The following is a 12,975-nucleotide window of genomic DNA, read 5'->3' on the forward strand; positions in this document are numbered from 1 at the left end:
TATTGTGTCTATGTGGATGGGATTACTTTTTACTTCGTTTGTTGACTTAAATGCCAAGTTTTAGTGGAAAGGATCAGGCTTCTTACTTAGTACCCGGCAATTCATACGTAAAACTAATAGAATTTCTTACCTCTTGCAATAAAATTATTGGTAATAATTAAACTTTCGTACTGTTATTAACAGAACTCCAAGGAATAATAAATATAAATTATAGTTGTATGACGTTGAATCTGACTGTTAAAATCATTGTAAGTTACTGTTATTTAGACATAGTTAATGCAGAGATCGTGCCTGATGGTCATCAACCTTATGCTCTCTAGATTTCTATTATGTTAGGGTAATAATCAATGACTTGAACAAATTAGTATGTGACGTTCTTGAACATTTGTGTATTTGTTCATCATGTACTATATTCCATTCTGTTCAATGATAAAGGATGAAATGATATGAGTCGCTTGTCTATCGATTTAACACCTGAGCAGCATCAAAAGATTAAGGCTGTTGCTGCTTTACAAGGGAAATCAATTAAGGAATATGTGCTTGCCCAAATTCTGCCTACATCTTCTGATGACGACATGGCTTTAAATGAACTGGAAACGTTTTTGGATGAACGTATTAAATCAGCTAGAGCTGGAAAAATAAGCAAGAAATCTGTAGAAGAAATTTTTCAAGAAGTATATAACGAAAATACCAAGTAATGTCCAGTTACAAACTTACTGCTCTTGCCGAAGAAGATTTGAGAGCAATCGCTCGTTATACAGTTGATACGTGGGGGATTGAACAGGCAAAACATTACGAAGCCTTGTTGTTAAAGCGATTCCAAGAGATTGCTCAAGGCAATATCACACCTAGAGTATTTCTCAAAAACAGATCAGATTTATTGTTTACGCACTGTGAGCATCATTATATTTTCTACTGGCAACCAAAAAATAGAGAAAAGCCAATTATTCTGGCAGTTTTGCATGAGCGGATGGATCTTATACAAAGACTTAAGAATCGACTGGCGACATAAAAATACGATTTTTCTACGATGACAGGATCAGAAAAAGTGTGATATTGATTGTGTCAGATTTGTGTCATACCAGCCTGTAAATTGCACAATATTGGGTTGTGTGACAATGATTTGATACGTGGCAAACGCTGTAAGTTGTTGTTTAATATATGCAGAAAGATATAAGGCTGTGTCTCATAATCCCTTGGTCGCTGGTTCGAGTCCAGCCAGACCCACCAAATAATTAAGCACTTAGTGACTAATAATCCTAAGTGCTTTTTTATTTTTCGTTTTATGTAGGCTGTGTGTAGGAAAATAATGGCTTTCAAAAGGGCAATAAAAAACCCGCTACTGGAGCGGGTAAATTTTAATTGAGATTTAAGCTACTAAGCTGAAGGTAAGATTGAGCTGTGGTTTTATTCGTTATCAGAGACCTTTGCACGGTGTCATGAGCGGTACGAGAATAAGGCAAAAATTTGCGAAAAAGCGGAGTTTACCCGGGGTAAATGAGCATTTTTCGCGAATTTTTAACGCAATTATCGTGCCGCGTAGTAACCGTGCAAAGGTCTCTATCAATAAGACGATTCTGTTGATAAGTCTTGCCAAACATAAAGAGGCTTTAGTGGCGAATTGGTTGGAATCATAAAAGTGGCGGCATCATGTATACCAATTAAACTGCGCCCTACAGTATGCAAAAGACCTTGCGCTATTCCTGAGGTGAATCCATAAAGCGGGCCATCAGTTTGAGAAGTTACGATAACGGTTTTCGGTAGTTCGGTAAATCCCGTAGCTGCATTAGTCACTCCACTAACAAATTTAACACCTGAGTTAATAAAATAATTTTCTGAAGTAAATGCATGGGATGAAAGTAAAAAGAATAGTGAGGCTATAAGAGATAATTTAATCATTGAGACCTTTGCACGTAACACTCCCAGAATAAAGGATTGGATGATAGTATTGTGTTTTAAAACAATAGCATTGAAGTGTTGACTATGAGTTTTTCGGAATACGATGTAACCCGCCGTACCCGTAAGGGAAATTTTCTAAAGCAAATCGATCAGTTGATAGACTGGAACTCGATAGAGAAAGCCATCGCAGTTCATTATGCACCGGTATCGGATGCGGCAGGTCGTCCGGCGTATTCCGGATTGCTGCTGTTCAAGATGCTGCTGGTAGGAATCTGGAACGGTGGTTTAAGCGATGAATCGGTGGAAGACATGGCGAATTCGAACCTGCATGAGATGCGATTTTTGGGTTTGTCGTTGGAAGACGATGTACCGGATCATTCCGTGTTATCACGCTTCAGAACCCGCCTGACGGCAGCGGACGCTTGGGATGAATTGTTAGCGCGGGTGAATGAGCAGATACAAGTGCACGACATCGCGGTCGGACAAGGCTGCCATGTTGATGCGAGCATTACGCAAAGTCCGCGTAGACCTAAAACTAGGCCTGCTTATGAAATGGTCAACGATCGGGAAGAACGAGATGATGAGCCGGGTGCTCAATCAGCGATGCGGGTCATTGAAGTGACCCAACCCGGTGTGGATTCTGAGGCACGTTGGGTTCAGAAGGGCGGCAAATCAGTGTTCGGTTATAAGCAGCATACGGTAGTAGATGGCAATGGTTTGGTGCTGACGGTTGAAACCACCGTGGCCAATTGCCATGACAGCAAACCGCTGCTGGGTTTGTTGGAGAAAGCCAATATCCGACCGGGAACCCGTATCCATACCGACAAGGCGTATAGCAGTCAAAAACATCGGGCTGCTTTGAAATCACGTGGTATCAAAAACGGCATTCAGGATAAGGCTTTGAGGAACAATCCATTGACGCGGCGGCAGTTGCAGCGCAATAGCTTGATCACGAAAGCCCGGTATGTTGTAGAGCGCACTTTCGGCAGCCAGGCAAGGTGGTTCAATGCCAAAATCCTGCGTTATCGTGGTCTGGCCAAAGCGCATGCTTGGCACATGCTCTTGGCTATGGCGTATAACTTAAAAAGGTTACCCAGACTCGTTGACGATCACCGATTGATAACACAAACATAGGGAGATTGCCTCCTCCTCTCGACAGAAACGGTCACTTTAGAATGACTATTTCGGCTTATTTACGGCAAGATAGCTTAAAAATTCCCAGTGACAGGCAAATAAATCGGGAATTACAGCAAAATAGAAAATCTTTGTGATTTTGCAAAGGTCTCTCATTATTTAAATAATTTAGTTTTGAAACTGAAAATTTACTATTTCTCGAAAATGTTTTGAACCAATATAAATTCATATGGCTATCACTTTTTTATATTAAGGGTAAGCTTCAGAAGCTTAACAGCAAGTTTTAAAAGCTCTTAAGTGCTTTTTGTTGGCAAGAAGTGGTAAAATAAGTTTTACATGTCACTGAATTTTTTATAAGGCTTTATAACTAAATATTATAACTTTATCAATTAATATTATTTTTATAAATATAAAAATTCTGATAATTTTATGTTTCGTTTGCTACCTCTACAAATGGAGCAAATAGATCATTAATCGTAGGCTATATCCTGGAATGCGATTTTATGATTCAAGCTAATATTTTCGAGTTATTTATAAAATAATGGAGAGTTAGATATGAAAGTTACAAAATCCCCTACCGTTTTATATTTTTCTTTTTCTTCTTTGATGCTGTTCTACTATTTGTTCTATTACTTATACATTTAGCTAGAGCTCTAATTTCTGGGTAAAGTTGAGTGGCACAGTGTTACCCGTCTTTCTGAGTTAGGTTTACAATAAATTACTTTACCCATAATAAAAAACCAGTACGCATGGCTTTGTGAATGCCAAAAGGTGCGTACTGGATGAGTCAGTTACCAATCAACATGGCTTAAATGACTGACTAACTGATAAAGCTATGAGCGAGTAATTTCAATAACGAGTCAACTACTTTGATGTTGACATGATGCGTTTGGATTAAATAAAAAAACCCGCCATAAAGACGGGCATTGAGTAACGCCTCTATTTCGCAGTGTAGGTGAGGTCTTGGAAAATATCTTTGATTTGAAAATAGGAAAGCGGTGTTTGCATACTATGCGCTTTTTCTACCGCTTCATTAAGCGTTGCGTGCGTAGAAATGAGCTGCCCCTTTCCTCCTAAGCTACAATTTTGTCGTAAAGTTAAAATGAATCGGTAATCCTCCCATTTTTAACAGGAGCTTGCAGTAGAAGGTTTTAGTTTTAAAGCTTCTGCCAACTTCATTGCTGGCGTGATACCTCCAAGTGCCATACTCGGTTGTAAATCCATAACCACTGTGTCGCAGTGAGTTGTGCCTCTTCAATGGTTGCAAAGTCATTCATCTCCAACCATTCATGCCGAACAGTTCTGTTATAGCGTTCTACATAAGCATTTTGCTGTGGCTTTCCTGGCTGAATGTAATCAAGCTGTGTTGATACCGGTTTAAAATTGACCACCCATTACGGTTGAAATTTGACCAGGGGAAAATAGAGCGCAGGATACTACGCATCTGTGGATAAGTCGACCAGACTGGATTGGTAATTTGCCTCCTGTTGATGTTTTAGTTTGTTGTAATTGACTACGAATCGACCAGATTTTCTTCTGGAGAATATTTTTCTTTTTCCCGCTGCTGTATTCTGATCTTTGCATTGGCTGTACTTTGTTTGTAGCGGAAAGACTCGTTGCCGGTTTCGATGATGTGGCAATGGTGTGTGAGTCGATCCAGCAGCGCTGTAGTCATTTTGGCGTCGATGAATACGATGCTCCATTCTGCGAATGCGAGGTTGGTGGTGATAATGATACTGGTACGTTCATACAACCTGGAGAGTAGATGAAACAATAGTGCGCCACCGGCTTGTGAGAATGGCAGATAGCCCAGTTCGTCGAGAATGACCAGGTCGATCTGCAACAGCCGCAAGGCAAGCCTGCCTTGTTTGCCCGCTGATTTTTCTTGTTCCAGACTATTGGCCAGATCGATGGCGCTGAAGAAGCGTACCTTTTTATTGTGATGCTGGATGCCTGAAGTGCCGATGGCAATGGCCAGGTGTGTTTTGCCAGTACCGGTGCCGCCGACCAACACCAGGTTCTGTGCAGCGGCTGTAAATTCCATTGTAGCCAGCTGATGAATCAGTTGCTGATCGACTTTGGACTGACTGAAGTCGAAGCCCTGTAAGTGGCGCTGCACCGGGAATCTGGCAGCTTGTGTCTGATAGCGAATGGAACGGAGGTTGCGCTCGGTTGTTTCAGCCTGGAGTAACTGGTTTAGCAGTGTGTCTGCGAAATTAAAACTGTCAGCGACATCGGGCGTATTCTGTTGCCTCAGTTCAGCATAGGAGCTGGCCATGCCATATAATTTCAGCGCTTTGAATTGCGCAAGTATGTCAGACATGCGGCACCTCTTTGGTGTTCAAACGATCATAGCGCGCCGTATCGGCCTGCGGTTCTTCATTGAGTTTCAGTGTTGTTTCCACTGACGCTGGTACGTCGGTGTATTTCAGCCGTGCCAATACATTGGCAACATGCTCGGCACTGGGCACGCCGGATTCCAGCACCAGTTCAACAGCGACCAGCACAGCTTCCAGCCCATGCGTCGGCACCAGGCTGAGCACTTTTGCCATGATTCGATCGGCCTGCTGACGTTCTCTGCGCCTCAGTGCAATCTGCAGTTGCAGCAAAGGTGCCGGTAGTTCGGCGAATGGCGCACCGTTGCGCAAGGCCCCCGGTTTCTTCTCAATGACCGGGATATAGTGCTGCCAGTTATAGCTGACCTGGTCGCTATCCATCAGACGACTATGACAGGCTGCTACGGCATTGTCATGGACGATCTCGATACGGTCGGCATACTGATGAACGGCCACCACCTGATTGACCAGACGACAGGGAACGGAATACCGGTTGCGCAGTAATGTAACCAGACACGTGCTGGATACCCGCGCCAATACTTCGATATAGCCATCGAACGGTGCTGGCATCGGCATCAGGTACAGTTGTTCTTGTTCCAGTGCATCGGCAAGGGTAATGCCCGCATAATCCGGATGCTCGATTTCAGACCACAGTCCGCGACAGTGCGTTCCAAGCCATCTGTTTAAGTCATCGAATGAGCCAAACTGTTGTTGCTTGGCTTCATTCCATATGCGGCGGCGCATATCCTGAACATTCTTCTCGACAACACCCTTTTCCCAGCCGGAAGCCACATTGCAGAAATCAGGATCGAACAGGTAATGTGCCGTCATCGCAAAGAAGCGCGTATTCACCACACGTCCATTGCCCTTAGACACCTTGTCCACGGCGGTCTTCATGTTGTCGTAAATGCCGCGTTTCGGCACACCACCAAAAGTAGTGAATGCCCGGGTATGCGCATCAAACAGCATTTCGTGACTTTGTGACGGATAAGCCGACAACATGAAAGTACGGCTGGCGCATAGCTTGGTATGGGCTGCCAGTACCTTGCGGTGGATGCCGCCGATCACCAGCCATTCTTCGCTCCAGTCAAACTGGAATGCTTCACCCAGCGCAAACTTCAGCGGCACATACGCCGCTTTACTCTGATTCCCTTGATTGCGCCAGTTGCGAACAAAGTCACATACAATCGTATAACCGCCTGTATAACCCTCGTTCAATATCTCTTTGAACAACATCAACGCCGTGCGCCGGTCCTTCTTCGGACGACGCGCATCCGCTTCCAGCGCTAACATTAACCTGGATTCAAACGGTGTCAACTTGCCAGGCTTCTTCGCCCTTTGATATTTAACCGCGCTGTCGCTTGGCACTTTCAACCACTTCTTGACCGTGTTCCGCGACAAACTCGTTCTTCGTTGAATCTCATTAATTGACAGATGTTCACGGTAAAACATCCGTCGTATCTTTGCATACATAACCATGGTAATCACCTCTTAAATTCTCCTGCCTAAAATTTAAGCAGGATACGGAAATTACCTGGTCAATTTTCAACCGTTACAACTAGCCTTTTCTGGTCAATTTTCGACCGGTGTCAACAGGCGGATCTCTGTTTCTCGCTGCTGCTTGGCTGCTTCTATCTGCTTCCTTAAAGCACAAGAAACTTTAGGATTGTTCCCGCTTCTCCATGTTTGAGAAATGCTGGTTTTGTAATCCATAAACCAACCGGCTGGGCAACCGTCAAGATGCAAAATATAAGCACCGTTTAAATTGCCGCGCTTGTGTCCTTCAATGTGGATTCTGTGCAATCGACCATCAGCAATAATTTCACCAGAATAATCAATCCCAGCTAATTGCATCGCTTGACGAAATTGAGACTCTATATCAAAACTGGTATAATTAAAGCTTGATTTTGTTGAAGAAAAATCATTCTCGCCAGCCTGTCCGCTGGCGTTCCCATTTGTGTACATGATTATTCCTCCACCCGATAATTGATTGGGTCGGCCAGCCATTTATGCAGTTCTGCGTTATCATAGAAAGTGCAGCGTACGCCCATGCGTTCTGGCTGCGGTGCTTTTCCTGCTTTTGATAACTGTCTGAATTTTTCTTTAGAAAATGGTGAAAATTTAGCGATTTTCGACCAACGGGATTTGCCTAACTTTGGAATTGTGTCAGGTGAATTTGAAATTTCTTTCATGTCTACTTTTCTCCAGCGCCATCACGGCGTTAGGTTGATCATGTGTCATGGGAATTTGAAGCTTCTTTCCTATCTACTTCTTATTACAAGTTTATTTGATAGCTATACTTACGTTTCTCCTTTAGTTGTTTAATCTCTCACTAGCATAGAAAAAATGGATATCGCCCACTATGTGTTAATAAGGTTTATCTTTTAAAATCGACTTGTGCGATACTTGGCTAACTATACCATATGTTGAATTATGTTTGCAATAGTTTGCTATATATTGCGTTTTAGCTTATCCACATAATCCGCCCATTGCTGCATCATGCGCGTACGTGGCTCCAGATAGAGCGCATGGTTATAAGCCGCGCTCACTGCATCGCGTTGAGTGTGAGCAAGCTGTAATTCGATATGATCGTGATTGAATCCTTGTTCGTGAAGAATCGTCGACGCTATCCCTCTGAAACCGTGTCCGGTCATGCGGCTGTGATAACCCATCCGGTACAATGCAAACAGTATGGTGTTATTGCTCATTGATTTGCCGTTTCTTTTCTCATTGGGAAACAGCAGGATTTGATCAGCCGCCAGATTCTTTATTTTCTCTAATACTGCAATGGCCTGATCCGATAAAGGTACAATATGCGGGGTTTTCATCTTCATGCGTTCAGCCGGTATACGCCATTGCTTTTTAATAAGGTCTATTTCTTCCCATCTGCCGCCAATTAATTCACTGGTTCGCACAAACGTTAACGCCATTAATTGCAATGCAAAGCGGGTGAGTGGTTGGCCGTCGTATGTATCAATCTTTTGAAGTAATTCGGGTAGCTCTTTTTGATCCAACCTTGCATAGTTGGTTTTCTTTGTAGGTGTAAGTACATCAGAAGGCTTGATATCCGCCGCTGGATTGCGTTCTGCCAGCCCGTGAGCAACAGCATAGCGCATGATCTGACCACATTTGGTTAATGCACGCTTGGCAATATCTAACGCGCCGCGTGATTCAATCTTCTTGATTGCCATTAATAACATGGGTGCGGTTAATTCAGTAACAGGCTTTCTACCGATGATCGGGAAGATGTCCGCTTCCAGTCGACGGATTGTATAACTTGCATGGCGTTGATTACGTGCTGCGCTCCATTGAGTCCACCAAAGACGCGCAACAGATTCAAAACTATTGGTTGCCGCTATGGCTTCCAGTTGCTTTTGTTCTTGCCTATGTAATGAAGGATCAACACCCTGTGCCAATAATTCCTTAAATCGTGCTTGCTGATTGCGTGCTTCTTTTAATGTCACATCCGGATAAACACCCAATGAGAGCATTTTGGCTGTGCCATTCACACGGTAACGATAACGCCACCATTTCGCACAAGAAGGTTGAATCATGAGAACCAGTCCATGACCATCAGGAAGTGAGTAGGGCTTCTCTTTAGGTTTTGCCGCCTTAATCTCTGAATCTGTCAGTTTCATGTGAAAACACCTTCAACCGGTAGTTTGCGTGAATATGTGAGTAACATTTATGCAAGTATTATAGTTACTCACTAACTTACTCACAAATTTATCTTGTTACTCACATTTCACAGGGTTGGCTACGGATAACAAAAAACCCGATAAACTTATCATTTATACGGGTCTTATTGGTGTTGCTGGGTGTTTATTGGTGTATCTGTGGCGGAGAGGATGGGATTCGAACCCATGTGTCAAGATAACCTGACCATCTGATTTCGAGTCAGCGCCGTTATGACCGCTTCGGTACCTCTCCGGTTGTTAGAAACTCGACACCCGCTGGACTCTCTTAAGATATCGAGCGAGTGTGAGTGTTTTAGAGGATAATTTACCTTTATATTATGCAGAAACTTTTATGGCACCGCGCATTTTCTGCAGCGCCTTGACCTCAATCTGACGAACACGCTCTGCCGATACACCCAGTTCATCGGCCAAATCATGCAGTGTTGCGGTATCTTTTTCCCTCAACCAGCGGGCTTCTATAATGTGGCGGCTTCGTTTATCCAGGCAATCAAGAGATTTCTGCAATCCTTTCTCGCGCAAGTGGGTGATTTGTTCTTTTTCCAGGAGCTGCGACGGTTCTGTGCCATCTGTCAGATAATTGATGGGGCTGAATGTGTCATCTTCATCTTCAGAGACGGGTTCAAGGGAAATATCCGAACCGTTGAAGCGTTTCTCCATTTCAATGACTTCTTCAGCTTTAACACCCAATTGAGCTGCCATTGCGTCCACTTCCTGCGGATTCATCGTGTCCAGGCCATGCTTCATGCTGCGCAGGTTAAAAAATAATTTCCGTTGCTGCTTGGTGGTGGCAATTTTGACTAAACGCCAGTTACGCATGATGAATTCGTGAATCTCAGCTTTAATCCAATGAACGGCAAAAGACACCAACCGCACTCCCCGCTCTGGATCGAAACGTTTAACTGCCTTCATCAGGCCGATATTTCCTTCCTGAATCAGATCAGCTTGTGGAAGACCGTAGCCTTTATACCCACGCGCTATCGCCACTACAAAACGCAGATGAGACATAATTAACTGCTGAGCAGCTTCGATATCACCGCGATTCCATAGTCGTCGTGCCAAACTGGTTTCTTCTTCCTGTGTAAGTATAGGGAAAGAATTAACAGACTGAATATAACTTTCAATACTTCCACCCGTGGTAGGTAGTGTTAAAGCATTCGTCATTGTAATAATCTCCTGATAGTAGGTTTGTGCCTATGTGATATAACTATGTTTTATTCTAGCACTCTCATGCTGTGAGTGCCAAATATTTAAAAAGTTTCGTTATAAATTCTTCCGAGTTATTCAGGTTCGATTTGCCAGAGATGGCTTGCGACAGAAATGCGTGCACCTAACCATCCCAGCCAAGCAGAAAACAATAGCAGGCTGATGCTGTCTTGTAGAGAAAGGTGCTGCAGTTGTATATCAAGATCATAAAGCTGAGCGAGAGGCATGAGTTCATCATTTAGTACAGCGATGCCCCATGTAATGATGAGCCACGCTGTAATGCCTCCGGACAATCCTTGAATGGCGCCAAAATAAAGAAAAGGACGTTGGATAAAACTATCGGTTGCGCCAATGAGTTTGGATATTTCGATTTCATCACGTTTAGTCAGAATTTGCAGGCGGATGGTATTGAACATGATCGCAACGATTGCAATACTTAGCAATGTAGCTAACATGAGCACGACCGAGCGCCCCAATTTAAGCAGTGCGTTCAGGCGATCCACCCAGGCGGAGTCAAATTGTACATGCGCAATTTCCGGCCAGCTCTGCAGAGTTAATTTCCATTGTTCCAGCGAGTCTGATGTATTTTCCCGAGTATGGACGACAAAAGCATCCGGAAGGGGGTTATAGGCCAAATTGGCGGTGATATCGGTAAATCCGCTACTTTGTTGTAACTGAGTTAGTGCGCTGTTCTTGGAAACAAATCGATAGTTCACGATTTGTGAGTCTTCTTGCAGGCGTTGCTGGATTTTGTCGATATCTTCTTTCTGCGCATCCTGTTTAAGAAACAAGCTGATTTGCGGGGAACCCGCCGCTTGGCCGGATATGGATTGCAAATTTTCCATCAGTACATAGACGCCGGTCGGCAGGCTAAGCGCGATACCCATCACAGTGATGCTCAGCAGAGCGGTAACAGGTGTGGAGGCCAGTCGCTTGAATGTGTAAAAAAATACAATCCCATGTTGCATCAGCCATGCGCGGATCATGCGGCTAATTTTCCTTGTTTGAGTGACAGAATCCGGTGTTGCGTATCCTCCAGCAGGGAAGCGTCATGCGTTGCGATCAGGACGGTGACGCCTACCTGATTGAACGATTTGAACATGGTCATGATATCTCGGGCATATTCAGCATCCAGATTACCTGTCGGTTCATCGGCGATCAGGATAGCGGGCCGGTGAACGACTGCACGCGCGATACACAACCGTTGTCTTTCACCACCGGATAGAGTGATGGGCATGACTTTCTCTTTTTTTAACAGGCCAACTTTATCCAGAGCGGCGCGTACCCGGGACATCGCCGTGTTGCTATCAAAATCGCTGATTTGCAGCGGCAATAAAACATTCTCAAAAACATTGCGGTCAAACAGAAGCTTGTGATCCTGAAAAATGAAACCGATCTTGCGCCTTAGATAGGGAATCGCGGCGGGTTTGAGTTGGGCTATATTTTGCCCACTGATTGTGATTACGCCGGAAGTCGGACATTCTATTGCCGCAATCAGCTTTAATAATGTGCTTTTACCGGCGCCCGAATGACCGGTCAGAAATACCATTTCGCCGGATTCCACCGCAAGTTCAATGTTGTTCAGAGCAATATAACCGTCGGGATAGCGCTTGGAGACATTTTTTAGAGCAATCATAGGGTTTCTGCTATCCATTGGTAGCGCTTAATCCAGAAGTGCTTCAACGAATTCTCTGGCCTCAAATGGTCTCAGGTCATCCAAACCTTCGCCCACGCCAATAAAACGCAATGCCGGAGGATTCTCAGGATATTGTCCTGCGATAGCTGCGACTACCCCGCCTTTTGCGGTGCCATCCAATTTGGTCAGGATCAGCCCGGTAACATTCAGCGCGTCATTAAAGGCGCTTACTTGCGTAATTGCATTTTGTCCCGTGTTGGCATCCAATACCAGCAGCACTTCATGCGGTGCGTCCGGCATGGCCTTAGCAATCACGCGTTTCACTTTTTTAATCTCTTCCATTAAATGCAGCTGGGTAGTCAAGCGTCCGGCCGTATCCGCCAGTACGATATCTATACCGCGCGCTTTGGCTGAGTTGACGGCATCATAAATTACAGCAGCCGGATCGCTTTTTTTATCGGGATCGCTGTCCGGGGCTATAACGGTAACATTGTTCCGCTCCCCCCAAGCGATCAATTGCTCGCGCGCAGCCGCACGGAAAGTATCGCCGGCAGCCAGTAGTACTGATTGACCTTGGGTTTGAAAGAATTTGGCAAGTTTGCCAATCGAAGTTGTTTTTCCTACACCATTGACACCCGCTATCATGATGACGAAAGGTTTATGCCTGGTGGTATCCAGTGGTTGGGCTAGCGGTTCCAGCATGGCGATCAGTGATTCTTTAAGCGCGTGTTTTAACTGTATGGAATCTGTCAATGCATTGCGCTTGACTTGTTTGCGCAGGTTTTCAAGTAATTGATATGTTGCGTTGACACCTATGTCGGAGGTTAACAAGATAGTTTCCAGTTCTTCGTACAGTTCCTCATCAATCTTACCGCCGCCAAACAAGCCCGATAGCTGTTTCCCCAGATTTTGCCGAGTGCGTGAAAGGCCTTGTTTAAGCTTGCTGGCGAAGCTGATGGATTCTGCCGGTGGAGACTCGGATTCCACTACGGATTCGACTGGAGTTTCGTTCGGATCCGCAAGATCTTTTTTGGATTTAAAAAAACTAAACATTCTGGTAGGCTCTCAA

Annotated in this window: 13 protein-coding genes, 1 tRNA gene and 1 pseudogene; 3 read left to right on the top strand and 12 right to left on the bottom strand. The window is 44.4% G+C overall.

All coding sequences use genetic code 11. The features are described 5' to 3' along the window. Positions 1 to 446 precede the first annotated feature (446 nt). Together CPG39_RS10530 and CPG39_RS10535 are read left to right on the top strand one after the other, a co-directional pair. Positions 447 to 698: a DUF1778 domain-containing protein gene (locus CPG39_RS10530; protein WP_096293356.1), complete on the top strand. Its 252-nt coding sequence runs from the start codon at positions 447 to 449 to the stop codon at positions 696 to 698. Continuing rightward, entirely contained in the window at positions 698 to 1,012 is a 315-nt protein-coding gene (locus CPG39_RS10535) for a type II toxin-antitoxin system RelE/ParE family toxin (RefSeq protein WP_096293358.1), read from the top strand. Before CPG39_RS10530 ends, CPG39_RS10535 begins: the two co-directional genes overlap by 1 nt. Before the next feature lie 551 nt (positions 1,013 to 1,563). Here the strand turns inward: CPG39_RS10535 and CPG39_RS10540 are convergent. Next, positions 1,564 to 1,899 (bottom strand): exosortase system-associated protein, TIGR04073 family, encoded by a 336-nt coding sequence (locus CPG39_RS10540; protein WP_096293360.1) that lies wholly within the window; start codon positions 1,897 to 1,899, stop codon positions 1,564 to 1,566. 84 nt (positions 1,900 to 1,983) lie between these two features. On the opposite strand from CPG39_RS10540, the gene CPG39_RS10545 reads away from it, so the two are divergent. Next, positions 1,984 to 3,033 carry an IS5 family transposase gene (locus CPG39_RS10545; RefSeq protein WP_096293362.1) on the top strand — a complete coding sequence of 350 codons (1,050 nt, stop codon included), beginning with the start codon at positions 1,984 to 1,986 and terminating at the stop codon, positions 3,031 to 3,033. 1,125 nt (positions 3,034 to 4,158) lie between these two features. On the opposite strand, the pseudogene CPG39_RS10550 reads toward CPG39_RS10545, so the two are convergent. The 11 genes and pseudogenes from CPG39_RS10550 to ftsY form a co-directional block, all read right to left on the bottom strand. Further along, positions 4,159 to 4,397, bottom strand: a pseudogene (locus CPG39_RS10550) (integrase core domain-containing protein); the annotation flags it as partial. Positions 4,398 to 4,546: 149 nt separating this feature from the next. Continuing rightward, complete coding sequence (gene istB / locus CPG39_RS10555; protein ID WP_096291694.1) at positions 4,547 to 5,356, bottom strand: IS21-like element helper ATPase IstB; 810 nt, start codon at positions 5,354 to 5,356, stop codon at positions 4,547 to 4,549. Beyond that, positions 5,349 to 6,848 (bottom strand): IS21 family transposase, encoded by a 1,500-nt coding sequence (istA, locus tag CPG39_RS10560; protein ID WP_197702909.1) that lies wholly within the window; start codon positions 6,846 to 6,848, stop codon positions 5,349 to 5,351. Before istA ends, istB begins: the two co-directional genes overlap by 8 nt. A gap of 93 nt (positions 6,849 to 6,941) precedes the next feature. Continuing rightward, positions 6,942 to 7,334 carry a hypothetical protein gene (locus tag CPG39_RS10565; protein ID WP_096293364.1) on the bottom strand — a complete coding sequence of 131 codons (393 nt, stop codon included), beginning with the start codon at positions 7,332 to 7,334 and terminating at the stop codon, positions 6,942 to 6,944. A 2-nt stretch (positions 7,335 to 7,336) separates the two neighbouring features. Then, complete coding sequence (locus CPG39_RS10570) at positions 7,337 to 7,561, bottom strand: helix-turn-helix transcriptional regulator (protein WP_096293366.1); 225 nt, start codon at positions 7,559 to 7,561, stop codon at positions 7,337 to 7,339. A gap of 258 nt (positions 7,562 to 7,819) precedes the next feature. Next, positions 7,820 to 9,007 carry a tyrosine-type recombinase/integrase gene (locus CPG39_RS10575; RefSeq protein WP_096293368.1) on the bottom strand — a complete coding sequence of 396 codons (1,188 nt, stop codon included), beginning with the start codon at positions 9,005 to 9,007 and terminating at the stop codon, positions 7,820 to 7,822. 199 nt (positions 9,008 to 9,206) lie between these two features. After that, a tRNA-Ser gene (locus tag CPG39_RS10580) sits at positions 9,207 to 9,299 on the bottom strand. An 83-nt stretch (positions 9,300 to 9,382) separates the two neighbouring features. After that, entirely contained in the window at positions 9,383 to 10,228 is an 846-nt protein-coding gene (gene rpoH, locus CPG39_RS10585; protein ID WP_013648747.1) for an RNA polymerase sigma factor RpoH, read from the bottom strand. Positions 10,229 to 10,344: 116 nt separating this feature from the next. Beyond that, positions 10,345 to 11,256 carry a permease-like cell division protein FtsX gene (gene ftsX, locus CPG39_RS10590; RefSeq protein ID WP_096293369.1) on the bottom strand — a complete coding sequence of 304 codons (912 nt, stop codon included), beginning with the start codon at positions 11,254 to 11,256 and terminating at the stop codon, positions 10,345 to 10,347. Continuing rightward, positions 11,253 to 11,906: a cell division ATP-binding protein FtsE gene (gene ftsE / locus CPG39_RS10595; RefSeq protein WP_096293371.1), complete on the bottom strand. Its 654-nt coding sequence runs from the start codon at positions 11,904 to 11,906 to the stop codon at positions 11,253 to 11,255. Before ftsE ends, ftsX begins: the two co-directional genes overlap by 4 nt. A gap of 27 nt (positions 11,907 to 11,933) precedes the next feature. Beyond that, the gene (ftsY, locus tag CPG39_RS10600; protein WP_096293372.1) at positions 11,934 to 12,959 is read right to left on the bottom strand and encodes a signal recognition particle-docking protein FtsY; all 1,026 of its coding nucleotides are present in this window, start codon (positions 12,957 to 12,959) and stop codon (positions 11,934 to 11,936) included. Positions 12,960 to 12,975: the final 16 nt, after the last annotated feature.

The sequence above is a fragment of the Nitrosomonas ureae genome (assembly GCF_900206265.1).
GTDB lineage: Bacteria > Pseudomonadota > Gammaproteobacteria > Burkholderiales > Nitrosomonadaceae > Nitrosomonas > Nitrosomonas ureae_C.

Coding starts and splice junctions, on each gene's coding strand:
- CPG39_RS10530 (WP_096293356.1), top strand. CDS start 447: ATGAGTCGCTTGTCTATCGATTTAACACCTGAGCAGCATCAAAAGATT.
- CPG39_RS10535 (WP_096293358.1), top strand. CDS start 698: ATGTCCAGTTACAAACTTACTGCTCTTGCCGAAGAAGATTTGAGAGCA.
- CPG39_RS10540 (WP_096293360.1), bottom strand. CDS start 1,899: ATGATTAAATTATCTCTTATAGCCTCACTATTCTTTTTACTTTCATCC.
- CPG39_RS10545 (WP_096293362.1), top strand. CDS start 1,984: ATGAGTTTTTCGGAATACGATGTAACCCGCCGTACCCGTAAGGGAAAT.
- istB (WP_096291694.1), bottom strand. CDS start 5,356: ATGTCTGACATACTTGCGCAATTCAAAGCGCTGAAATTATATGGCATG.
- istA (WP_197702909.1), bottom strand. CDS start 6,848: ATGGTTATGTATGCAAAGATACGACGGATGTTTTACCGTGAACATCTG.
- CPG39_RS10565 (WP_096293364.1), bottom strand. CDS start 7,334: ATGTACACAAATGGGAACGCCAGCGGACAGGCTGGCGAGAATGATTTT.
- CPG39_RS10570 (WP_096293366.1), bottom strand. CDS start 7,561: ATGAAAGAAATTTCAAATTCACCTGACACAATTCCAAAGTTAGGCAAA.
- CPG39_RS10575 (WP_096293368.1), bottom strand. CDS start 9,007: ATGAAACTGACAGATTCAGAGATTAAGGCGGCAAAACCTAAAGAGAAG.
- rpoH (WP_013648747.1), bottom strand. CDS start 10,228: ATGACGAATGCTTTAACACTACCTACCACGGGTGGAAGTATTGAAAGT.
- ftsX (WP_096293369.1), bottom strand. CDS start 11,256: ATGATCCGCGCATGGCTGATGCAACATGGGATTGTATTTTTTTACACA.
- ftsE (WP_096293371.1), bottom strand. CDS start 11,906: ATGATTGCTCTAAAAAATGTCTCCAAGCGCTATCCCGACGGTTATATT.
- ftsY (WP_096293372.1), bottom strand. CDS start 12,959: ATGTTTAGTTTTTTTAAATCCAAAAAAGATCTTGCGGATCCGAACGAA.